General features: G+C 60.6%; 24 protein-coding genes. 17 read left to right on the forward strand and 7 right to left on the reverse strand.

Annotation, left to right across the window (positions count from 1 at the left end; genetic code table 11):
* The coding region (locus AKG12_RS14440; RefSeq protein WP_052819348.1) for an ABC transporter ATP-binding protein at positions 1-888 on the forward strand (888 nt) is incomplete at its 5' end.
* 191 nt (positions 889-1,079) lie between these two features.
* Here the strand turns inward: AKG12_RS14440 and AKG12_RS14445 are convergent.
* From AKG12_RS14445 to accB, 6 genes are read right to left on the reverse strand one after another with little or no spacing between them, the layout of a single operon-like run.
* Positions 1,080-1,847 carry a 5-oxoprolinase subunit PxpA gene (locus AKG12_RS14445; protein WP_046799032.1) on the reverse strand — a complete coding sequence of 256 codons (768 nt, stop codon included), beginning with the start codon at positions 1,845-1,847 and terminating at the stop codon, positions 1,080-1,082.
* A 25-nt stretch (positions 1,848-1,872) separates the two neighbouring features.
* On the reverse strand, positions 1,873-2,871 hold the full coding sequence (locus AKG12_RS14450; RefSeq protein ID WP_052819349.1) for a 5-oxoprolinase subunit C family protein: 999 nt from the start codon (positions 2,869-2,871) through the stop codon (positions 1,873-1,875).
* Positions 2,868-3,581, reverse strand: coding sequence for a 5-oxoprolinase subunit PxpB (pxpB, locus tag AKG12_RS14455; protein WP_052819350.1), 714 nt, complete (start codon positions 3,579-3,581; stop codon positions 2,868-2,870). The genes AKG12_RS14450 and pxpB overlap by 4 nt, the downstream gene beginning before the upstream one ends.
* On the reverse strand, positions 3,578-4,018 hold the full coding sequence (locus AKG12_RS14460; RefSeq protein WP_052819351.1) for an acetyl-CoA carboxylase biotin carboxyl carrier protein: 441 nt from the start codon (positions 4,016-4,018) through the stop codon (positions 3,578-3,580). The genes pxpB and AKG12_RS14460 overlap by 4 nt, the downstream gene beginning before the upstream one ends.
* Positions 4,015-5,406: an acetyl-CoA carboxylase biotin carboxylase subunit gene (gene accC / locus AKG12_RS14465; RefSeq protein ID WP_052819352.1), complete on the reverse strand. Its 1,392-nt coding sequence runs from the start codon at positions 5,404-5,406 to the stop codon at positions 4,015-4,017. Before accC ends, AKG12_RS14460 begins: the two co-directional genes overlap by 4 nt.
* Positions 5,403-5,867, reverse strand: a complete 465-nt coding sequence (gene accB, locus AKG12_RS14470) for an acetyl-CoA carboxylase biotin carboxyl carrier protein (protein ID WP_052819353.1) — start codon at positions 5,865-5,867, stop codon at positions 5,403-5,405. The genes accC and accB overlap by 4 nt, the downstream gene beginning before the upstream one ends.
* A gap of 194 nt (positions 5,868-6,061) precedes the next feature.
* Here accB and AKG12_RS14475 point away from each other — a divergent pair, with 194 nt between their 5' ends.
* Positions 6,062-6,988, forward strand: a complete 927-nt coding sequence (locus tag AKG12_RS14475) for a DMT family transporter (RefSeq protein ID WP_052819354.1) — start codon at positions 6,062-6,064, stop codon at positions 6,986-6,988.
* Here AKG12_RS14475 and AKG12_RS14480 read toward each other — a convergent pair.
* Complete coding sequence (locus tag AKG12_RS14480; protein WP_052819355.1) at positions 6,957-7,886, reverse strand: DMT family transporter; 930 nt, start codon at positions 7,884-7,886, stop codon at positions 6,957-6,959. The genes AKG12_RS14475 and AKG12_RS14480 overlap by 32 nt on opposite strands.
* 198 nt (positions 7,887-8,084) lie before the next feature.
* On the opposite strand from AKG12_RS14480, the gene AKG12_RS14485 reads away from it, so the two are divergent.
* The 15 genes from AKG12_RS14485 to AKG12_RS14555 all read left to right on the forward strand — a co-directional run bounded on the left by AKG12_RS14485 (position 8,085) and on the right by AKG12_RS14555 (position 21,528).
* Positions 8,085-8,972 carry a LysR family transcriptional regulator gene (locus tag AKG12_RS14485; protein ID WP_052819356.1) on the forward strand — a complete coding sequence of 296 codons (888 nt, stop codon included), beginning with the start codon at positions 8,085-8,087 and terminating at the stop codon, positions 8,970-8,972.
* Positions 8,973-9,066: 94 nt separating this feature from the next.
* Entirely contained in the window at positions 9,067-10,020 is a 954-nt protein-coding gene (locus AKG12_RS14490) for a tripartite tricarboxylate transporter substrate binding protein (RefSeq protein WP_046799024.1), read from the forward strand.
* A gap of 97 nt (positions 10,021-10,117) precedes the next feature.
* Complete coding sequence (locus AKG12_RS14495) at positions 10,118-10,786, forward strand: 4-carboxy-4-hydroxy-2-oxoadipate aldolase/oxaloacetate decarboxylase (RefSeq protein ID WP_052819357.1); 669 nt, start codon at positions 10,118-10,120, stop codon at positions 10,784-10,786.
* 72 nt (positions 10,787-10,858) lie between these two features.
* The gene (locus tag AKG12_RS14500; protein ID WP_052819358.1) at positions 10,859-11,311 is read left to right on the forward strand and encodes a tripartite tricarboxylate transporter TctB family protein; all 453 of its coding nucleotides are present in this window, start codon (positions 10,859-10,861) and stop codon (positions 11,309-11,311) included.
* A complete protein-coding gene (locus AKG12_RS14505; RefSeq protein WP_052819359.1) occupies positions 11,308-12,819 on the forward strand; it encodes a tripartite tricarboxylate transporter permease in 1,512 nt (503 codons plus the stop codon). The genes AKG12_RS14500 and AKG12_RS14505 overlap by 4 nt, the downstream gene beginning before the upstream one ends.
* 42 nt (positions 12,820-12,861) lie before the next feature.
* Positions 12,862-13,848, forward strand: coding sequence for a D-erythronate dehydrogenase (gene denD, locus AKG12_RS14510; RefSeq protein ID WP_052819360.1), 987 nt, complete (start codon positions 12,862-12,864; stop codon positions 13,846-13,848).
* Positions 13,845-14,600, forward strand: a complete 756-nt coding sequence (locus AKG12_RS14515; RefSeq protein ID WP_052819361.1) for an SDR family oxidoreductase — start codon at positions 13,845-13,847, stop codon at positions 14,598-14,600. The genes denD and AKG12_RS14515 overlap by 4 nt, the downstream gene beginning before the upstream one ends.
* 9 nt (positions 14,601-14,609) lie before the next feature.
* Positions 14,610-15,545, forward strand: coding sequence for a 2-hydroxyacid dehydrogenase (locus AKG12_RS14520; RefSeq protein WP_052819362.1), 936 nt, complete (start codon positions 14,610-14,612; stop codon positions 15,543-15,545).
* A 173-nt stretch (positions 15,546-15,718) separates the two neighbouring features.
* Entirely contained in the window at positions 15,719-16,507 is a 789-nt protein-coding gene (locus AKG12_RS14525) for an SDR family oxidoreductase (RefSeq protein ID WP_046799017.1), read from the forward strand.
* Entirely contained in the window at positions 16,504-17,211 is a 708-nt protein-coding gene (locus AKG12_RS14530; protein ID WP_046799016.1) for an amino acid ABC transporter permease, read from the forward strand. The genes AKG12_RS14525 and AKG12_RS14530 overlap by 4 nt, the downstream gene beginning before the upstream one ends.
* Positions 17,208-17,969 carry an amino acid ABC transporter permease gene (locus tag AKG12_RS14535; protein ID WP_052819363.1) on the forward strand — a complete coding sequence of 254 codons (762 nt, stop codon included), beginning with the start codon at positions 17,208-17,210 and terminating at the stop codon, positions 17,967-17,969. The genes AKG12_RS14530 and AKG12_RS14535 overlap by 4 nt, the downstream gene beginning before the upstream one ends.
* Positions 17,966-18,733, forward strand: coding sequence for an amino acid ABC transporter ATP-binding protein (locus tag AKG12_RS14540; RefSeq protein WP_046799014.1), 768 nt, complete (start codon positions 17,966-17,968; stop codon positions 18,731-18,733). The genes AKG12_RS14535 and AKG12_RS14540 overlap by 4 nt, the downstream gene beginning before the upstream one ends.
* Positions 18,734-18,827: 94 nt before the next feature.
* Complete coding sequence (locus AKG12_RS14545; RefSeq protein WP_052819364.1) at positions 18,828-19,664, forward strand: ABC transporter substrate-binding protein; 837 nt, start codon at positions 18,828-18,830, stop codon at positions 19,662-19,664.
* 92 nt (positions 19,665-19,756) lie between these two features.
* Positions 19,757-20,431: a 4-carboxy-4-hydroxy-2-oxoadipate aldolase/oxaloacetate decarboxylase gene (locus AKG12_RS14550; protein ID WP_046799012.1), complete on the forward strand. Its 675-nt coding sequence runs from the start codon at positions 19,757-19,759 to the stop codon at positions 20,429-20,431.
* A 65-nt stretch (positions 20,432-20,496) separates the two neighbouring features.
* Positions 20,497-21,528, forward strand: coding sequence for an L-idonate 5-dehydrogenase (locus AKG12_RS14555; protein WP_052819365.1), 1,032 nt, complete (start codon positions 20,497-20,499; stop codon positions 21,526-21,528).
* Positions 21,529-21,556: the final 28 nt, after the last annotated feature.

The raw sequence follows: 21,556 nt of genomic DNA on the forward strand, positions 1-21,556 counted from the left end.
ACCCCGGTTCACCGCCGCAACGTTGGCATGCTCTTCCAGAACTATGCCCTGTTCCCCCATATGACCGTTGCCGAAAACGTCGCCTTCGGCCTCGAAATGCGGGGTATCTCGAAGGCAGATCGGGAAGGACGGGTGAAGCAGGCGCTCGATCTCGTTCAGCTGCACACCTTCGGCGACCGGCTGCCGGCGCAGCTTTCCGGCGGCCAGCAGCAGCGTGTGGCGCTGGCGCGTGCGCTGGTGATCGAACCTTCGATGCTGCTTCTCGACGAGCCACTCGGCGCGCTCGACAAGGGCCTGAGGGAAAGCATGCAGGTTGAAATCCGCAGCCTGCAGCAGCGGCTTGGCCTCACCACCATCATGGTGACGCATGATCAGGATGAGGCCCTGACCATGGCGGACCAGATCGCTGTGATGCGTGACGGCAATCTCGAGCAGATCGCCCCGGCCGGTGAAATCTACCAGAAGCCGCTGACCCGCTTCGTCGCCGGTTTCATCGGCGCCTCTAACTTCTTCGAGGCGAGCGTGGCGGAGCGCAGTGGCCGTTCCGCACGGCTGGTCACTGGTTCCGGCGTTTGGCTCGATGTCGAGGATATGGGGGCGGTTCAGGGCAACAAGGTCGTCGTCACCGTTCGCCCCGAAGCGATCTCGGTCTCGCCGCTTGCGGTCGATGCGGGTGAAAACACCAGCAATTCCACCACGGCGCGGGTGGAGCAGGTCGTCTATCGCGGTTTCATGCTGCATTATTACCTGCGGCTGGACAATGGCGAGCCGATGATCGCCTACCGGCAGACCCAGACCGAAGGTTTCACCAATGCCGTCAGCGCCGCTGGCGACCGGGTGAGACTGAGCTGGATGAGCGACAGCAATGATCGGAAGAGCGTCGTGTAGGGAAAGAGTGTAGATCTCGGTGGANTCCAGCTGAATTGATGCTTATGCGACCGGGTCGCTCAGGCGGCCCGGCTGGCGACGGATCGAAATCCGTGCCGTATTCCATAGCCGACAAAATTACGGCACCGCGCTCCTGACATGGAATGCGGTGCCGTAATTTTTGTGCTTCAGAATATGAGGCGTATCCCGCTTCAGGCGACCACTTCGCGAGCCGGCACGACGCTGCCACCACATGCTTCCACTTCGCTGCGCACCGTGCGCGCAAGCTCCAGTGAGCCGGGCGTATCGCTGTGGACGAGGATCGATCTGGCGCGAACGGGGATGGTCTCGCCCTCAATGGTCGTGACCGTGCCTTTTTCCAGAAACTGGCGTACCCGCGCGCGAACTTTTCCCTCTTCCTTGATGACGGAATTTGGCAGCTTGCGTGGCACGAGCTGGCCCTTCACATCATAGGCCCGGTCGGCGAGAAAGAGGTTGAGCACCTTCAGCCCGCAATCCAGCGCCGCCTTTTCGATCAGCATATCAGGCATCGAAAAGACAATGAGATTGGGATCGACCGCCCTGATCTTTTTCATGATCCGTTCGGCAAGCGCCGCATCGCGGTTGATCATGTTGCCCATGGCGGCATGGAAGCTGATATGGGAGAGGGAGACATCCTGCGCTCTCGCAATTGCCGAAAGCGCGCCAAGCTGGTAGAGAACCTGCTGTTCCATTTCTTCCGCATCGACGGGAATTTCGCGGCGGCCGAAGCCGAGACGATCTGCGAGGCCCGGATGTGCGCCGACGCCGACGCCGTTCTGTTTGGCGAGACGCACCATGCGCGCCATCATTTCCGGATCGCCGGCATGGAAGCCGCAGGCGATATTCGCCGAAGAGACGACCTCCATAAGCTTCTCGTCGTCGCAGACCTTATAGACGCCGAAACCTTCGCCCATGTCGGAATTAACATCGATCTTCATGGTTCCCTCTCCGTGTTCTTAGGGACTATCGTTTTGCGAGCGTGCCGAGTGCGGCGGTGACCAGTGGCAGGGTCTTGCGGATATCTGCGAAATAGGCGTCGATTGCCTGCTCGACCTCCAGCGCCTCGCGCACTGTTGCCTGCACGAAACGGATGCGGCTGCCGATGCGCGCCTGTCCGAGCCGCCAAAGATCGCTGTCGATGATACCAGCCATCTTGGGATAACCGCCGGCGGTGTTGGCGTCGCTCATCTGGATGATCGGCTCGCCGCCCGGCGGTACCTGAACCACACCCGGTATGACGCCATAGGAGCGCAGTTCCACGGGAGCCGAAAGCATAAGTGGCGTGCCGGCAAGCCGGTAGCCGGTGCGGTCGCTCTGCGAGGTGATTTTCCAGGCTTCGGACCAGAAACGTTCCGCACCTTCGCCGAAAAGATCATGTTCGGCGGCGGGAATGGCGCGCAGCAGCAATTCGCCATTGTCGGACACTGGAAACATGTCCGGCATCGCCTCGGCAAGCGGCATGACGCCGAGGCCGCTTGCCGGCGGCGCCGGCGGCTCGGATGGCAGAACGGACAGCCTGTCGCCGGTGGTGAGGTGGCGTCCCTCATGGCCGCCGAAGGAGCCGCGAAGCGAGGTGCTGCGCGATCCCATCACCACAGGAACATCGACGCCGCCGTGAAGGCAGAGATAGGCGCGCGCATTCTTAAGCGGCGTCGAAAATTCGAGGATCTGACCCTTTTCTGCCCGCGCGCACCAGTAAGGCGGCAGATCAGTACCATTGAGCCGTGCGGCGCAATCCGCACCGGTTACGGCGAAGGTCAGCGCCTCTTCGAATTCGATGCGGAACGGAAAGGTCTGGATTTCAATCGCGGCGGCATCCTCGCCGTTACCGGCGAGAATATTGCCGACCCTGAGCGCAATCGGGTCCATCGCGCCCGTGGCGGTGATGCCGATATTGCGATAACCGGCGCGGCCGAGATCCTGAACGGTGTTCAGCGGTCCGCAGGCAAGAATATGGATCATAGTTCGATCCTTTCGGGAAGGAAACGAACGCGGTCACCGGGCGCCAGCACCGCCGGCTGTTCGGCGGTGGCATCGAACATGGTGATTTCGGTGAAGCCCAGCGAATTCCAGCCATTCGGCCCGGTCAGAACCGAGATGCCGGACTGCATGCCGCCGATCGTCACCATGCCCTTCAACATGCGAAGCGACGGGACTTTCTTGCGCGGCATGAAAATGCGCGGATCAAGGCCGCCGAGATAGCCAAAGCCCGGCGCACTACCGACGGCGAAAACCGTATAGGTCCGCTCGAAATGCAGGCGCAGGACTTCCTTGTCCGGCAGGCCGGAATAATCGCAGATCGCCGCAAGGTCGATGGCGTGTTCACCGCCATAGGTCGTCGGCACCTCGATGGTCTTGCCCAGAAGATCGAGTTCCGCAGTCGTTTGCCAGATGTCGAGAAGCTCATCCTGCAAACGCCCGGCGTCTTCAGGCGTGCTGCGCAGCACGATCAGCAGGTTGGTCATGCCGGGTATGAGTTCCAGCACCTCGGGGCGGTCCTTCAAAGCGCGTGTCAGCGCCCAGATGCGCCTCTGGGCGGGCAGGTCCAGCTCGCCGGGCGCTTCGATCAGGAACGTCTTGTTGCCGATCATCGAGATTTTCGGCAGGCCCAGATGGGCGGGGGTCAGGTGGGGCGTTTTCAGCGGGAGGTTGCTCATCGACGTCACCATCATGTTTCGGTCTTGAGAAGAGTGGAGCCATAGCCGACAAGCGCGCCGGTTTCCGTCACGATTTCGCTGACGGTGCCGGCTTTTTCGGCGATGACTGGAACGATCACGGGTCCGGCCGCGATAAATGCGACGATCTCGCCTTTCACCACGGATTGTCCGGCCTGAACCACCCGGTCGGGGCGCTGCGGATGTGCGGGTGTGAAGATGCCGGCCATCGGTGCACGGGCAAGAATATCCCCCGCCTTTACCGGCGCTTTGGCCGCTTCAATGGGCCGCTGTGCGGCAGGGGCCTGACCGCCTGCCATGGCAACGATCTTCAATGATCCATCCGGCGTCTCTATTTCAATGGCGGAGAGGTTGTTGCGTTCGAGGTGAGCGGCAAGATCGGCAATCGTGCCGGGCTCGCTGTAGCGGGATATGGAAACAGGCTGTCGCTTCACTTTGCACTCCGCGCTGCAAGCCAATGCTCGAGGTAATGAATATCCGTGCCGCCTTCGGAAAAGGCCGGGTCCTGCAATATTTCCCGATGCAGCGGCAGGTTGGTGGAAACGCCTTCGATGCGCATTTCGCCAAGTGCACGCCGCATGCGCAGGATCGCCTGCTCGCGGGTCGGCGCATGGACGATGAGCTTGGCGATCAGCGAATCGTAATGAGCCGAAACCCGATAACCCGCCGTCACATGCGTATCGACGCGAACGCCGGGGCCACCCGGCAGGTGAAGGGCCGTGATCAGGCCGGGGCAGGGAATGAAGTTGTAAGGGTCTTCGGCATTGATGCGGCATTCGATCGAATGGCCCTCGCAGACGATATCCTCCTGCGAAATTTCCAGCGGATGGCCGAGAGCGACGAGAAGCTGCTGGCGCACCAGATCCACGCCTGAGGTCATTTCCGTGACCGGATGTTCGACCTGCAGGCGGGTGTTCATCTCGATGAAATAGAATTCGCCATTCTCGTAGAGAAACTCAAAGGTGCCGACACCGCGATAACCGATCTGGCGGCAGGCTTCGACGCAGCGATTGCCGACGAAAGCCGCGACATCAGGCGGGATGCCGATGGCCGGGCCTTCTTCGACGACCTTCTGGTGGCGGCGCTGCATGGAACAATCGCGCAGCCCCACCCAGACCCCGCCGCCCTGACCATCGCAGAGAACCTGAATTTCGACATGACGCGGATGCTCGAGAAATTTCTCGATATAGAGTTCCGGTGTCCCGAAGGCCCGGCTCGCTTCTTCACTCGTGACGAGAACGGCATCCTGAAGGGCGGAGGCTTCGCGCACGACACGCATGCCGCGCCCGCCGCCGCCGCCGGCCGCCTTGACGATGACGGGATAACCGATTTCGGCGGCGATTTTCGAAACCTCCGCCATATCATCCGGCAGGGCGGAATCAGGGCCGGGAACGCAGGGCACGCCTGCTTCCATCATCGCCCGCTTCGCCGCGATCTTGTCACCCATGGTGCGGATGGCGTCGGCGTGCGGGCCGATGAAGACCGCCCCTGCCGCCTCCACGGCTTCCGAAAAAGATGCTCTTTCGGACAGGAAACCATAGCCGGGGTGAACCGCGCCAGCGCCGGTCAGCTCCATCGCAAGCAGTATGGCCGGCGCGTTGAGGTAGCTCTGCCCGGGCGATGCCGGGCCGATGCAGATGGCGGTATCGGCCGCCTTCAGATAGTCGGCGTCCTTATCGGCTTCCGAATAGATCATGACCGTCTTCAGGCCGAGTTCACGGCAGGCGCGCTGCACCCGCAAGGCAATCTCGCCGCGATTGGCGATCAGCACGCTGTCGAATGCTCTTGGCTCAGCCACCTTTGGGAGTGTCGCATCCATCATTCGAACTCCAGCACCGGCTGTCCGAGTTCGACGTCTTCGCCGTCATTGGCGATAAATCTGGCGATCCTGCCGCTTCGTTCGGCCCTCACGGTGTTGAACACTTTCATCGCCTCGATGATGAAGAGTTCCTGTCCTTGCCTGACCTCGTCGCCGGCTTCAGCGAAAGGTGCCGCACCCGGGCTCGGGGCGCGATGGAAAAGACCGAATGAGGGTGCCGCGACGATGCCGGATGACACCGGTGTGGCTGCGGCGGATGCCGGCGCCTTCTCTTCGGCGCGGGATGTCTCGGATGCCGTTTCCGTCACCGGAACGGGCCGGGCCTGCGATGATGGTGCGTGCGGCGAAACGGCATTGTTTTCGCGGATGATCCGGACCGTGGTTCCCTCCTGGCTCACGGTCAATTCGGATACTCGCGAAGAGCCGACGAACTCGATCAGTTTCTTGATCTTTTCCAGATCCATATTGGTTTCCAACGTCTTTTTTGTTCCCACGGTGGCGGGCAGGCGGAGCGGAATCCGCACCCTGTCCATCAGCAATAGCTACCATGGAGGCGGGATTGATGGGGTCAGACGAAGTTCCTATGGACACGGGTTTGAGGTTTGATATCCCGCCGCGGCGTGGTGAAACGGTTCGAAGACGTCCGAAGGAACGAACCATGGATTCCCGCAAAGGCATTCTCCTCAAAATATCCGCAGCGCTCGCTCTGGTGCTGATGGGCGCCTGCATCAGCGGCTTGAAGGGCGAGATACCCATCGGGCAAGTGGTCTTCTTCAGGTCGGCGGTGGCCATGCTGCCGCTCTGCCTGTGGATGGCCGTGCAGGGAGGATTTCGGCAACAGGTTGCGACCAGTCACATTGGCGGCCATCTGGTGCGGAGTTTTTCCGGTACCGGCGGCATGGTCTTCAGCTATCTGGCGCTCGCCTATATTCCGCTGGCCGACGCAACGGCAATCAGCTACGCGACACCGCTCTTCACCGTCATTCTGGCGGTGCTGCTTCTCAAGGAAGTCGTGAGGATTTACCGCTGGACGGCGGTGGTCGTCGGGCTCTGCGGAATCGTGCTGATCCTGTCGCCGCATTTTTCCTTCGATGTTTCGGATGTCACTTCCGGTTCCGGCGTCGCCATGCTCGGCGGCCTGTTTGGTCTGGCAGCTGCTTTTTTCTCTGCCATATCGATGATCCAGATTCGGCATCTGACGCAGACGGAAAATACCGGCGCAATCATCTTCTATTTTACCCTGCTCACAACCGTCATTGGTTTCGCGAGCATCGGCATGGGCTGGAAAATGCCGACCGCGTGGCAATGGACCCTGCTGATCGGCACCGGTCTCATCGGCGGAACCGCGCAGATATTGGTAACGCTCAGCCTGCGTTATGCGGAGGCCTCGCTGCTGGCGCCGTTCGATTATACGACGATGGTCTGGGCGCTGTTGATTGGCTATGCCTTCATGGATCAGCTTCCGGCCCTGACGACCATTCTGGGGGCTGCTATAGTCGTTGCCGCCGGCTTGTTCACGTTGTGGCGGGAAAGGCGGCTGCACAAAAGGCGCGTCACGGAACAGTTGACGCTGTCGGCTCCCTGATAGACCGTTTTGCCAGCCGGTTTTCGCGCCACATGGCGAACAGTCCGGCGGCGATGACCGTCAGCGCGCCGACGATGGTCGCACCCGTCGGCACCTCGGCCATGAAGAGATAACCGAGGGCGATCGCCCAGACCATCGTCGTGTAATCGAAGGGCGCCAGCAGCGACGCCTGGGCGTGGCGCAGGCTGAGCGTCATGGTGATCTGGCCGATGCCGCCGGCGAGGCCCCCGCCGGCAAGCAGCAGGAACTGGTGAAAATCCGGCATCTTCCATCCAAATATGATCGTGGTGAAGCCGGCGACCACGCCCGTCAGCGTATAAATGAGCACGATGCGCGACGGCTTTTCGATACTGTTCAGGTGGCGGACGGCGATGGAGGAAAAGGCGGCGCAAAGCGCGCCGGTCAACGCCAGTGCGGTTCCGATCATCGCAACGCCGTCGATCCGGGCGGGGCCTGATGCGGCATCAAAGACCAGATTGGGTGATAAAGTAATAAAGACGCCAATGAAGCCAGTGAGCACGGCGGACCAGCGGTAAATCCGCACCTTTTCGCGCAAAAGCAGCGCTGCCAGCATGATGGTGAAAAGCGGCGTTGTGTAGCTCAGCACCGTGACATTCACCAGCGGCAGATAGGCGAGCGCCAGAAAGCCGAAGAACATGCCGCCGAGCCCGGCCGAGCTTCCGGCAAGCAGGCGGCCTATATTCTTCGTGGCGGGCACGGTTATCCGCTCTGACGAGGCGACGAACCAGAGGCAGAGGGGAATGAGCGCAAAAAATCCCCGGCAGAAGACGACTTCGCCGACCGGGATCGCCCCGTCCAAACCCTTCACACAGGCGGACATGACTGTGAATGCCAGCATGGCCGTCAGCTTGAGCAAAATACCGGTCTTAGGATCCATCCCGCTCCCCATCGCAGCCGAGACCGTGTCATGGGGAAGAAGCGGAGAAAAGCCTTGGCCGGCTGTCATAAGAATCTTGTCTTACCCCATCACTTGGCCCATTGCCCACCTTTCGCGGAAAAGGGCTTTTTGCCCTAGGTCATGGCGGCGATTTGGTGTCATGATCACCTCTCGAACTGGCGGGAGGTTTAAGCGGGCATGTTGGATTTGCGCAGGCTGCGATATCTGGTCGCGATTGCTGATTGCGGCTCCATGTCGGCGGCGGCGCGGCAATTGGGCATCGCCCAGCCGGCGCTCAGCCACCACATCACGGAACTGGAAAGGCTGGTGGGGTTTCCCGTGCTGCACCGGCTGGCGCGCGGGGTGAAGGCGACGGAAAAGGGTGAAGTCCTGCTTTCCCATGCGCGGGAGATTACCGAGAAGGTCAGGCAGGCGGAAGCGGAAATCCGCGCCATGGCCTATCTGGATGAGCGGGTGGTCCGACTGAGCCTCATTCCCTCCTGGGCGACCGCCTTTGCGCCAAGCATCATCAGCGAGGTTGCCGCTTCGATGCCCAAGGTCTCATTGCGGCTGATAGAGGCGCGCAATGATGAATCGCTGCGCCTCATCCGTCTCGGCAAGGTGGATATGGCGGTCGCGCTTGTCGGTGCGGAGGAAAAGGCAGACGATCTTATCGTCAAGGAGAGCCTGTTTGCCGTGTCGTCAAGGCCACTCGGCAGGGCGATGCCGCTTGAGGGGGCCGCAAAGCTCGACCTTATTCTGCCGCCAAAGGACAATCCGCTGCGCGTATCGATAGACGAGGCTGCCGCCCGTGCCGGCATTACACTGAACGTGACTATGGAAATTGACGGGCAGGATACGATCAAACGCGCCGTCAGCGCCGGCATCGGTGCGACGATTCTGTCATGGAATTCGGTTCAGCAGGAGCAGGAGGCTGGCCAGCTTCAGGCCGCGCATATAACCGATCCGGTTATCTATCGCTCCATCCATCTGCTGAAGGGCAGGGAGGTGGACGAGCGCACCTTCAGGCTGTTTCGAGACCTGTTGCGGTCGGTCGCAAGGCGTGAGCCTTCGCTTAACCCATAAAAGATTTGTATGGGTAATTTGAAAACTCGGTATTTGTGTTGTTGATGGCTTCTTCCTAGCCTCCCCGGTGAAAGCGTATCGGGGAGGAAAAGATATGCGTTTGAAGACATCTCTGTTTTTTGTGCTGGCGGCTGCGGGAATGCTGGCTGCAGGAGGGGCAGCGGCGGAATATCCGGAGCGGCCGGTCACATTGGTCATCGGTTATCCGGCCGGCGGTGGCACCGATATCCAGTCGCGGGCGCTGGTGCCGTACCTCGAAAAATATCTCGGCACATCGGTCGTGGTGGAAAACCGCGAAGGTGCCGGCGGGCTGATAGGCGCCACCTATATCGCCAATGCCAAGCCTGACGGTTACACCATCGGCGCGCTGAATTTCCCGTCCATGTATTCGCCGATCGTGCAGGGCAATGCCAGCTATAAGGAAGATGCCTTTACGCCGCTCGCCAACCAGATCGGCGGCGATCTGGCGCTGACCGTCAATAAGGCGTCGCCGATCAAGACCGCCAAGGAATTTGCCGAGGCGGCCAAGGCGAACCCGGTCGTCGTCGGCGTGACGGGCATCGGCCATCCGAGCCAGATCACCGCCCTGCTGTTTGAAGACGCAGCGGGCGTGAAGCTCAATTTTGTGCCCTTCAACGGTGGCGGGCCGGCAAGGCTCGCCATGCTTGGCAACCACGTGACGCTCGGTTTCATGAACCTCAACGAGGTCTTTGCCGACAACCGTTCGGGCGCGCTGCGTGTGCTCGCGACCTCCGGTGCAGAGCGTTCGCCGCTCTCGCCTGATGCGCCGACCTTCAAGGAAGCCGGCTACAATGTTCAGTTCAGTCTGCTTGCCGGTTTCGGTGCGCCTAAAGGCCTGCCAGCGGATGTGGAGGCAAAGTTGGTCGATGCCTTCCAGAAGGCGCTGAAGGACCCGGATTATCTTGCCGACGCCAAGAAGCGCGAACTGACGACGCTGCCGCTGACCCAGGCCGAATTTGCCGAGGCTCTCAAGAAGGGCAACGCCAATCTGGCCGAGCTCTGGAAAAGCAAGCCCTGGACAAAATAAGCGGCCGGCAACGACTGCTTCTCTCAACCTAAACCAAAATGACGCTTGGGCCTGCGTTTGGCCCGGGCATGACCCACTATTGAAAGGAATCCGGCCAATGGCCCATGTCATCCGCAATTTCCAGCGTCCTTCAAAGGCCGATGTCGAGGCGATCAGCAAGTTCAGCCCCGCGACCATTCACGAGGCACAGGGCAAGCTCGGCGCTCTCGATTATCGCATCAAGCCGATCAAGCCCGGCCTGAAAATCTGCGGCCCGGCAATCACCGCGAAATGCCATATCGGCGACAATCTGATGATTTTTGAAGCCATCAATCTGGCAAAGCCCGGTGATGTGCTGGTCATAGATGGCGGCGACAATCCCAATCAGGGCGGCTTTGGCGATGTGCTGGCCGCCGCCTGCATCGGCAAGGGCATTGTCGGCTTTGTGGTCAGCGCCGCCGTGCGTGATGGCAAGGGTCTGCGCGAAATTGGTTTCCCGGTGTTCTCGCTCGGGCTTTGCATGAAGGGCACCTCCAAGGACACGCTCGGCACCATCAACCATCAGGTCGTGGTGGGCGGCGAATTGATCAGCCCCGGCGATATCGTCTGCGGCGATGATGACGGCGTCGTCGTCGTTCGCGAGAGCGATATCCCGAAACTCGTCAAGGCCTGCCGGGAGCGCGACGACCACGAGAACCACATGATGGAGCTGCACCGGCAGGGCAAGATGGATATCGAGGATCGTTATGAAATGATGCGCTCGAAGGGATGTGTCTGGGCCGATTGAGCCAGCAATTCGGCATTTGAATACGCCGTGTCGGAGGCGCGGCGTATTCCTTGATGAGGAGGGGAGATAATCATGGCCGAAAACGGCTCGAAACTGACCGCGAATATTCTGTCCGGGGCCTTCTTTCTGGCGGCCGCCGCCGGGCTTTATTACGGCGCGCGACCGCTGAGCATGGGCACTAATTTCCAGCCCGGACCCGGCTATATGCCGACGGTCATCGCAGCCTTGATGTTTGCGCTGGGTATCGCGCTGCTTTTACAGGATATGCTGGGAAAGACACCATCGGAAGCCTGGGTGGCGCCGAAGATGCGCCCGTTTCTGGCGGTGGCCGGCATTGCCGGTTTTGCGCTGCTGATCGAGCCTTTGGGCTTTATCGCCGCCGCCTTCGTGCTGATCGTGCTCGCCTGCATCGCTTATGGCAGGATCCGCCCGGTTGAGGTTCTGCTGCTTTCCGCCGTGCTCATCCTCGCCTGCATCCTCATTTTCGTTGTGGGCCTCGGACAGAGGATACCGCTGCTGCCATGACCGATCTTCTTTCCAATATCGTTCTCGGTTTTGGCGTGGCAGTCACGCCCGTCAATCTTTTCTATTGCCTGCTGGGTGTCACGCTCGGCACGATGATCGGCATCCTGCCGGGCATCGGTCCTTCCGCCACCGTCGCACTGCTTCTGCCGATTACCTATACGATGCCCGATACGGCGGCGCTGATCATGCTTGCGGGCATTTTCTACGGTGCGCAATATGGTGGTTCGACCACGGCGATCCTCGTCAACCTGCCGGGCGAATCCTCATCCGTCGTCACCTGCATCGATGGATATGCCATGGCCCGGCAGGGCAGGGCGGGTGTGGCGCTGGCCACGGCGGCGCTCGGGTCGTTTTTTGCCGGCACGGTGGCGACCGTGCTGATCGTTGTTGTCGCAAAGCCGCTTTCCGCCGTCGCGCTTGCCTTCGGGCCGGCTGATTATTTCAGTCTGGTGATCTTCGGGCTTCTGTTCGCCGTGTTTCTGTCCAGCGGATCGCCGGTCAAGGCGGTCGGCATGGTCGCCTTCGGTATCGCGCTCAGCCTCGTCGGCATTGATCCGACATCCGGTGAGCAGCGTTTCACCTTTGGCATGGCGGAACTGTTCGACGGTATCGATTTCGTGGTGCTGGCCATCGGGCTGCTCGGCGTCAGCGAAATTCTCTTCAATCTGCAGCAGGGCGTGGAGCGCGATGCGGGCGCGGCAAAGACCGGATCGCTGATGCCGACCCGGCAGGATTTCAAACAGGCCTTTCCCGCTGTGTTGCGCGGCACCGCACTCGGCTCCTTCCTCGGCGTGCTCCCCGGTGGTGGTGCGATCATGAGTTCGTTTGCGAGTTATGCGCTGGAGCGCAAGATCGCCAAAGATCCATCCCGGTTCGGCAAGGGTGCGATCGAAGGGTTGGCCGGGCCGGAAAGCGCTAACAATGCCGGCGCGCAGACCTCCTTCATCCCGCTTCTGACGCTCGGTATTCCCGCCAATGGACTGATGGCGCTGATGGTCGGTGCAATGATGATCCAGGGCATTACGCCGGGACCGGAGGTCATGCAATCGCGGCCCGACCTTTTCTGGGGGCTGATCGCCAGCATGTGGGTGGGCAATTTGCTGCTGCTGGTGCTGAACCTGCCGCTGATCGGCATCTGGGTGCGGCTTCTCGGCATTCCTTACCGCTTTTTGTGCCCCGCCATTCTGATGTTCTGCGCCATCGGCGCCTATGGCCTGTCCTACAGCGTCGTCGATGTTCTGTTCTGCGCAGTCTTTGGCATTGTCGGCTTCTTCCTGCGCAAGATCGGCTGCGAACCCGCGCCTCTGGTTTTGGGCTTCGTCCTCGGTCCGCTTCTGGAACAGAACATGCGCCTGGGGCTGCTGATTTCGCAGGGCGATTTTTCGACATTCGTCACTCACCCAATCAGCGCCACCCTGCTCGCCTTGTCCGGCATGGTCGTCATCATGATGGCGATGCCGGCGATCATGCGCCGTCGCGAGGTGGTGTTTCAGGGTGACGACGACTGACAATCAATCGAGCCGGCGCGGCCGGCCAAACAAAGGTGAAATATGCATATTCTGATAATCGGCGCGGCGGGAATGATCAGCCGCAAATTGATGCAACGTCTCGCTTCTGACGGAGCGCTTGGCGGTGTGAAGATCACCGAAATGACGCTGACGGATGTTTTCGAGCCGGTTGCGCCGAAAGGCTTCGGCGGCGCAGTGACCATCGAGCGTAGCGATCTGTCGAATGTCGGCGTCGCCGAAAAGCTGATCGCCAGGCGACCGGATGTGATCTTCAACCTCGCCGCCGTGGTTTCGGGCGAGGCGGAGGCCGATTTCGAGAAAGGCTATCGCATCAATCTCGATGGCGGACGTTCGCTATTCGAAGCCATCCGTCTGGAGCATCAAAAGGATGGATACCGGCCGCGCGTAGTGTTCTGCTCGTCGCTCGCCGTGTTCGGCTCGCCATTCCCCAAGGTAATCGGCGATGAGTTCCTGACGGCTCCGCTGACCAGCTACGGCACGCAGAAGGCGATCGTGGAGCTGTTGCTTGCGGATTATAGCCGTCGTGGTTTCTTCGATGGCGTCAGCATCCGCCTGCCCACCATCTGCATCCGCCCCGGCAAGCCGAATGCGGCCGCCTCCGGCTTCTTCTCCAATATCCTGCGCGAACCGCTGGTGGGCCAGGAAGCGGTGCTGCCTGTCGCCGATACCGTGCGCCACTGGTTTGCCAGCCCGCGCTCGGCTGTCGCCTTCCTTCTGCGCGCCGCGAGTGTTGATCTCTCCGGGCTTGGCGTTCGCCGCAATCTCATCATGCCGGGGCTTTCTGCCACGGTGGCCGATGAAATCGAGGCCCTGCGCGCCTTTGCCGGGGAAAAGGCTGTGGCGCTTATCAAACGCGTTCCCGACGAGCGGATCATCCGGATCGTCGATGGCTGGGCCGAGGACTACGATCCGCAACTGGCGCTGTCGCTCGGCTTCAGGGCGGAAACGTCCTTTGCCGAAATCATTCAGGCGCATGTGGAAGATGAGCTGGAGGTGAAAGCAGCATGAGTGATGGAAAGATCGCGCTCGTCACGGGCGGAGGAACAGGAGTCGGCAAGGCGATTGCCAAAGCGCTCCTGGACGATGGTTACAGCGTCGCGATCACCGGGCGACGGCGGGAGGTTCTGGACGCCGCTGTCGGCGAATGGCGCGAACATCGAGACCGCGTTCTGGCCGTCGCGGCCGATATTTCCGTTCCGGCCGATGTCGAACGGCTGTTTGCGGAGGTCACCGGACGTTTCGGCCGTCTCGATCTTCTGGTCAACAATGCCGGCATGTCGGCGCCGGCCGTTTATATCGAAGATGTGCCGTTCGAAACCTGGAACGCGGTGGTCGGGGCCAATCTCACGGGCGCCTTTCTCTGTACCCAGGCGGCGTTCCGCCAGATGAAGGCGCAATCGCCGCAGGGCGGGCGCATCATCAATAACGGCTCGATTTCGGCCACCACGCCGCGGCCGCGTTCGGCACCCTATACCGCGACCAAACACGCGATCACCGGCCTTACCAAGTCGGCCGCGCTGGATGGTCGGGCATTCAACATCGCCTGCGGGCAGATCGATATCGGCAATGCCAGCACCGAAATGACGCGCGCCATGGCCACCGGTGTGTTGCAGGCGGATGGCAGCACCGCCATCGAACCCACCATCGATGCGAGTATCGTCGCCCGGGCCGTGGTGCATATGGCCTCGCTGCCGCTCGAAGCGAATGTGTTGACCATGACGGTGATGGCGAGCGGCATGCCTTTCGTCGGTCGCGGCTAAGGAGCGCGCATGAAGCCCGATCTTCTGCAAACCTACCCGCTTCAGCCACAGATAGAAGCCGAATTGCAAAAGCGCTTCCGGGTCCATCGCTGGCACGAAATATCCGACAAACAGGCGTTTTTGCAGGCGGAGGCGGCGTCGATAAAGGCTGTCGTCACCGGCGGCCATATCGGTGTCGCCCCTGATCTCGCCGCCTGCCTGCCGGCTCTCGAAATCGTCGCCATCAACGGCGTCGGTTTCGACAAGGTCGATCTCGATCAGGCCCGCGCGCACGGCTTCAGGGTGACGAACACGCCGGACGTGCTGACCGAGGACGTCGCCGATCTCGCCATTGGACTTTCCATCATGCTGCTGCGCCAACTCGTCAATGCGGATCACCATGTCCGCTCTGGCGCATGGAAAAGAGGCGAGATGCCGCTCGGCAACAAGGCGTCGCGCCGGCGTTACGGCATTTACGGGCTCGGCCGCATAGGCCGGGCCATCGCGGCGCGGCTGGAAGCCTTTAATGCGGAAATTTCCTATTTCAGTCGGCAAAAACAGGATGTGGCCCATGAATATCATCCGACGGCGGTGTCGCTCGCGCGTGCCTGTGACGTCTTGATTGTCGCGGCTGCGGCGACGCCGGAGACGAAACATGCCATCAACCGCCAGGTGCTGGAGGCGCTGGGGCCGGATGGGGTTCTAGTCAATGTCGCCAGAGGGTCGCTGGTGGATGAAAAGGCGCTGGTCGATATTCTCATGGCGGGTGGGTTGAAAGGTGCGGCGCTCGACGTCTTCGAGAACGAACCGCATGTTCCCGAGGCACTCTTCGGCATGCGCAATGTGGTTCTCGCCCCGCATATCGGCGCTGCGACCCATGAGACGCGGCTGGAAATGGGCGCTCTGGTTCTCGCCAATCTGGATGCGCATTTTGCGGGGAAAGATTTGCTGACGCCGGTCGTCTAGGCGGTTCGGGCGGTGACGGGGCAGGTGTGCCCTTTCGCCAGCCGGACTGGCGCAGTGCCGAAAGTAGCGTTCGCATCCGTCATCCATACAAGTTGCTTATTACTCCAAAAAAAATCGGTCTTAGGCAAGCGATGAAAGCTTCACTAATGTTTGTTCAACGATAGGGGACAAACATGCCATTCTCAGACTACAAGACCGCACTCGTAACCGGCGCATCTTCCGGAATTGGCGCCGCCGTCGTGGAGCGCCTTTGCCGCGAAGGGCTGGAAGTGCATGCGGTTGCCAGAAGCGCGGACGCTCTCAACAAGCTGGCGAAGCGCACGGGCTGCTTTGCCCATGCCATCGATGTGACGGACCGACCGGCGCTTGCAAAGCTCACCAGTGAGGTAGCGTTCGATGTCCTCGTGAACAATGCCGGCGTCGACCGCCCGAAGAAGTTCCTGGAAGCGGATGAGAGCGATATCGATCTCCTGATCGACGTCAACCTGCGGGCCGTGCTGCATCTGTGCCGCATGGTGGTGCCGGGAATGGTGGCGCGTGATCGCGGTCACGTCATCAACATCTCCTCCATTGCCGGCAATTACAATTTCGGCGGTAATTCCACCTATCACGCCAGCAAGGCCGGCGTGGCGATGCTGTCCAACCAGCTGCGCATCGATGCTTTCGGCAAGCGCGTGCGGGTGACGGAAATCTGCCCCGGTCGCGTCGCGACTGATATTTTCAATCATGTGCATGGCGATGATCCGAGCATTCGCGAACGTTTCATCGATGGTTTCGAGTTGCCGCAGGCGTCCGATATCGCCGATGCGATTGCGTTTGCCATCGCCGCACCCGTGGCCATGAATATCGGCCACATGGAAATCACCCCGACGCTTCAGGTCATGGGCGGGCTGCAGACGGCCAAGCCCCAAACCGCCGAATATCAGGCAGCTGCGGGCGGTTCCGGAGGAAAACTCGCGTGAGCGGTTTTGACCTCTGGGCAATTCTGAGCAATACAGATTACGTCTCGATGCTTTTGCATGGCATCCAGATGACGTTCATCATCTATGCCGGCTCGTGGCTTCTCGCCATGTCGCTGGCCATCGTGCTTCTCGCCGTCCGCCTGTCGCCCTTCCGCTTCGGCGATCCGCTGGTGGCGGCCTATGTTTCCTATCACCGGAACGTTCCGACGCTGGTGCAGCTGATGCTCTGGTATTTCGGCGTCTTCACGCTGTTGCCGAGCGGGCTGGCCAGCTGGCTTTCCAGCCATAATGCGGAAGCGATCTTCGCCATTATCGGCCTCGGCCTCTGTCAGGCCGCCTATTTCAGCGAAGATCTGCGTTCCGGCGTTCGCTCCATCAATCCCGGCCAGATGGAAGCGGCGCGTGCGCTCGGGCATAGCTATGTCTCGGCCATGCGTTTCGTCATCATGCCACAGGGCGTTCGCAACGCGCTGCCGCCGCTGATCAATCACAGCACTTCGCTGTTCAAGAACAGCAGTCTCGGCGTTCTGATCGGCGCGCCCGAACTCACCCATGCGGTCAAGGAAGTCGAGAATCTGAGTTTCCGGACGTTTGAGGTCTATCTGGTCGCCACCGTGCTTTATCTGTTCTTCTCGCTGCTGATCATGGGTCTCGGAGCCTATATCTCCATGCGTGCCGATCCACTGCGGAGGGCACGGGCATGATCCACGACATGATCGCAATCATCAAGGATTACTGGCTGCTTCTCCTGATCGGCCAATATCCCAACGGGCCGCTGGGCGGCCTTGCCAACACGCTCATCCTCTCAGCGCTCAGCATCGCGCTAGCCTTTCCCGTCAGCATTCTGATGGCGCTGGCGCGGCTGTCGAAATGGCGGCTCTTGCGCTGGCCGGTCACCGCCGTGGTCTATTTCACCCGTGGCGTGCCGCTGCTGATGCTCATTCTCTGGAGCTATTTTCTCGTTCCGTTGTGGACCGGGGCGGATGTGCCGAGCTTCGTTACCATGCTGGCGACGCTCGTCATTTATCAGGGTGCTTTCATGAGCGAGGTTGTCCGCGCCGGCATCGTGTCGCTTGGAGCGGGGCAGATGGATGCGGCGCGTGCGCTGGGGCACGGATATTTCAGCGCGATGCGCTATATCATCCTCCCGCAGGCGCTCTACAACATGATCCCGAGCCTGATCTCGACATTCGTGTCCACCATCAAGGATACGACGCTCGGCTACGTCATCAATGTGCCTGATCTGACCTTTGCGGCGAACCAGGTGAACAACCAGCTTTTGACCCAGCCTTTCCAGGTCTTCCTCATTCTGGCGCTGGTTTATTACATCATCTGCTGGTCGCTGACCCATGTCGCCAATCTTCTCGAGCGGCGTATCGCCCGCCGGCGGGCTGGCCCGCGTGGCAAGCTTGCCGCAGACACGGCCCCGGCCCCCGCCAATATCGTTACGGAGCAGCTATGACCGCGCCAGTTTCCGCCACTCAAGATCCCTACACCATCACGCTCTCGCAGGTCTGCAAAAGCTATGGCGATTATCAGGTGCTCAAGGATGTCAACGAAAACGTCACCCGTGGCGAAGTCGTTGTCATCTGCGGGCCATCGGGTTCCGGCAAGTCCACCCTCATCCGCACGATCAACCGTCTGGAGGAGATCAGCAGCGGCTCGATCATGCTCGATGGCAGGAACATCCATGCCCAGATGCGCGCAAAGGAGCTGAATGCGCTGCGCAGCCGGGTGGGTTTCGTCTTCCAGAGCTTCAACCTCTTCCCGCATCTTTCGGTGGTGGAGAATGTCTCCATGTCGCCGATCCGGGTGAAGGGTGTTTCTCCGGCCGTCGCCCATGACAAGGCGCTGAAGCTTCTCGATCGCGTCGGCCTTGCCGACAAGGCCAATTCCTATCCCGCACAGCTTTCCGGCGGCCAGCAGCAGCGCGTCGCAATCGCGCGGGCGCTCGCCATGGAGCCGCCGGTCATGCTGTTCGACGAGCCGACCTCCGCTCTCGACCCGGAAATGGTGGGTGAGGTGCTCGCCGTCATGAAGAGCCTCGCAGCCGAAGGCATGACCATGCTCTGCGTCACCCATGAAATGGGCTTTGCCCGTGAAGTGGCCGACCGCATCTGGTTCATCGATGCGGGACGCATTCTCGAGACGGCTAAGCCGGACGAGTTTTTCAAAAATCCGCAACATCCCCGTGCCCAGCGTTTTCTCGCTGATCTCAGGCACTAGAGCGGGATGGCGAAAAGTGTGAGCGGTTTTCGCCTGAAATCTCGCTCAGGACCGAACTATCAACCCAACCTCTATAATAACAGGGAGAACTGAAATGAACTGGAAGTGCATTACTCTTACCGCCGCTTTGGCGACCTCGGCTGCCATCATGCCGGCCAAGGCCGACCAGCTCGATACGATTATCGCGAACAAGACGCTGCGTTGCGCCACTTTCGCCGACGTACCGCCTTTCGCCTCGCCGGATCCGAAGACACGTGAAATGGCCGGCTTCGATGTTGATCTGTGCGGCGCCATCGCCAAGGAACTCGGCGTCAAGGCCGAGGTCAAGCCGGTGTCGGTCGAAGCACGCGTTCCCGAAGTCAAGCTCGGCCGCGTCGATCTCTCGGTCGCCAACCTCGCCTATACCCAGAGCCGTGCCGAGCAGATCCAGTTCAGCGACCCTTATTATCTGGCTAAGGAAATGCTTATCGTTCCGGTCGATGACCCCGGCACCAAGAAGTCTGACTTCGTCGGCCAGCGCATCGCTTCCAGCAAGGGCTCGACATCGGAACTCTCGGTCAAGCTCAACAAGTCCGAGCCGCTGACATTCCAGGATACGGCGTCGGCCTATCTTGCCGTTCAGCAGGGCAAGGCGCGCGGCATCGTTGGCAACACCATGACGATGACCAAGTTCGTCAATGAATCCAAGACCAAGGGCAAGCAGATGCGCATGATCGAAGAGCCGATGCTCTTCCAGCCCATTGGCATCGGCATGGCCAAGGACAACCCGGCGCTGACCGCCAAGATCAACGAAATCCTGCGCAAGCTCGATGCGGATGGCGAGATCAACCGCATCTGGGACAAGTGGCTTGGCCCGAACACCGAATACAAGATGACACGCACCGACAAGGTCGTGCCTCTGTCCGAACTGAAGTTCGACCCGATCCCCTGAGCTTCGGCTCAGCCTCGGTCAAATTTTCCAACTCTTCAACACTATCGGTCGGCGAGACGCTCTCGCCGACAGCTTCAACGTGGGAGGTTTTCATGATCCACATTAAAGATATCGCGCAGCGTCCGGCCAAGGCCGATGTCGAAGCCCTTGCCAAATTCTCTCCTGCGACCATCCATGAGGCGCAGGGGCGTCGCGGCGCATTGTCTTCGCGGCTGAAGCCGGTCGATTATCGCATGAAGCTCTGCGGCCCGGCCTTCACGGTCAAATGCGCGCCGCGCGACAACATCATGCTGCAGCTCGCCATCAACTATGCCAAGCCGGGTGACATCATCGTCGTTTCCGCCGGCGAATATGAAGAAGCGGGTTCCTTCGGCGACGTTCTCGCCAATGCCTGCCTCGCAAAAGGCATCGGCGGTCTGGTGACGGATACCGGCGTGCGCGACACGCTGCAACTGCGGGACCTCGGTTTTCCGGTCTTTTCGCTCAGCGTTTGCATCAAGGGCACGGTCAAGGAGACCATTGCTGCGGTCAACGACCAGGTGATTGTCGGCGGCGAAATCATCAATCCGGGCGATATCATCGTCGGTGACGCCGATGGCCTTGTCGTCGTCAGGCGCGAGGAAGCGCAGGAAGCGGCGAAGCTTTCGCAGGCCCGCGAAGATGCCGAGGCCGGTTACATCGAAGCCTACAAGCAGGGTAAGTCGGTGATCGAGGTCAGCAAGCTTGAGCCGGTTCTGAAAGCCAAGGGACTTGTTGTCGATATCTGAGAAAAATTCGAGGAAAGGCCTGGCGGCAACAGCCGCCGAGCCAAACCCTCATGGGAGGAGAGACTATGAAAGCGGTTGTCATCCACGCGGCCAAGGATCTGCGGATCGAGGAACGGGAGACCGAGCAGCCCGGTCCGGGGCAGGTCGAGGTTGCTATCGAAGCGGGTGGCATCTGCGGCTCCGACCTGCATTATTACAATCATGGTGGCTTCGGCACCGTGCGCGTGCGGGAGCCGATGATCCTCGGTCATGAGGTCGCCGGCACCATCAAAGCTTTGGGGGAGGGCGTTTCCCATCTCGCCGTCGGCGACCGCGTCGCAGTATCGCCGAGCCGGCCCTGCAACCATTGCGAATTCTGCCTGAAGGGCCAGCAGAACCAGTGCCTGAACATGCGCTTTTACGGCTCAGCCATGCCCATGCCGCATATTCAGGGCGCATTCCGCCAGCGCTTGGTCGCCGAGGCGTATCAGTGCCACAAGGTGCGGGATGGCGTCTCCATTCATGAGGCGGCGATGGCGGAACCTTTCGCGGTAACGTTGCATGGCGTCAACCGCGCCGGCGCACTAACGGACAAACGTGTTCTGGTCACCGGCTGTGGGCCGATCGGGGCGCTTGCCATCATCGCCGCCCGCGCCCATGGCGCCCGGGAAATTGTCGCGACCGATGTCATGGATGCGGTTCTGCAAAAGGCGCTCGCCATTGGGGCCGACCGCGTCATCAATGTCGCCAGTGACCCGGATGCGCTCTCCGCCTATTCGGTGAACAAGGGTTATTTCGATGTGCAGTTCGAGGCGTCCGGCAATGAAAGGGCCGTCCGGTCAGGTCTCGAAGCGCTGAAACCCCGCTCCACCGTGGTTCAGCTCGGCCTTGGCGGCGATGTTTCTATCCCGCAGAATATGGTGGTTGCCAAGGAAATCGAGATGAAAGGCACCTTCCGTTTCCATGAGGAATTCGGACTTGCCGTCGATTTCATCAACCAACGCCGTGTCGACCTGAAACCTCTGCTGACCGGAACTTTCCCATTGGAAGAGGCAGTCACGGCATTTGAAACCGCCGGTGACAGGAGCAAATCCATGAAGGTTCAGCTCGCCTTTTAATTTTGTCGGCGTGGCCAGGCCTTGAGAA

It is taken from the genome of Agrobacterium sp. SUL3, from assembly GCF_001263295.1.
Classification (GTDB): Bacteria; Pseudomonadota; Alphaproteobacteria; order Rhizobiales; family Rhizobiaceae; genus Agrobacterium; species Agrobacterium tomkonis.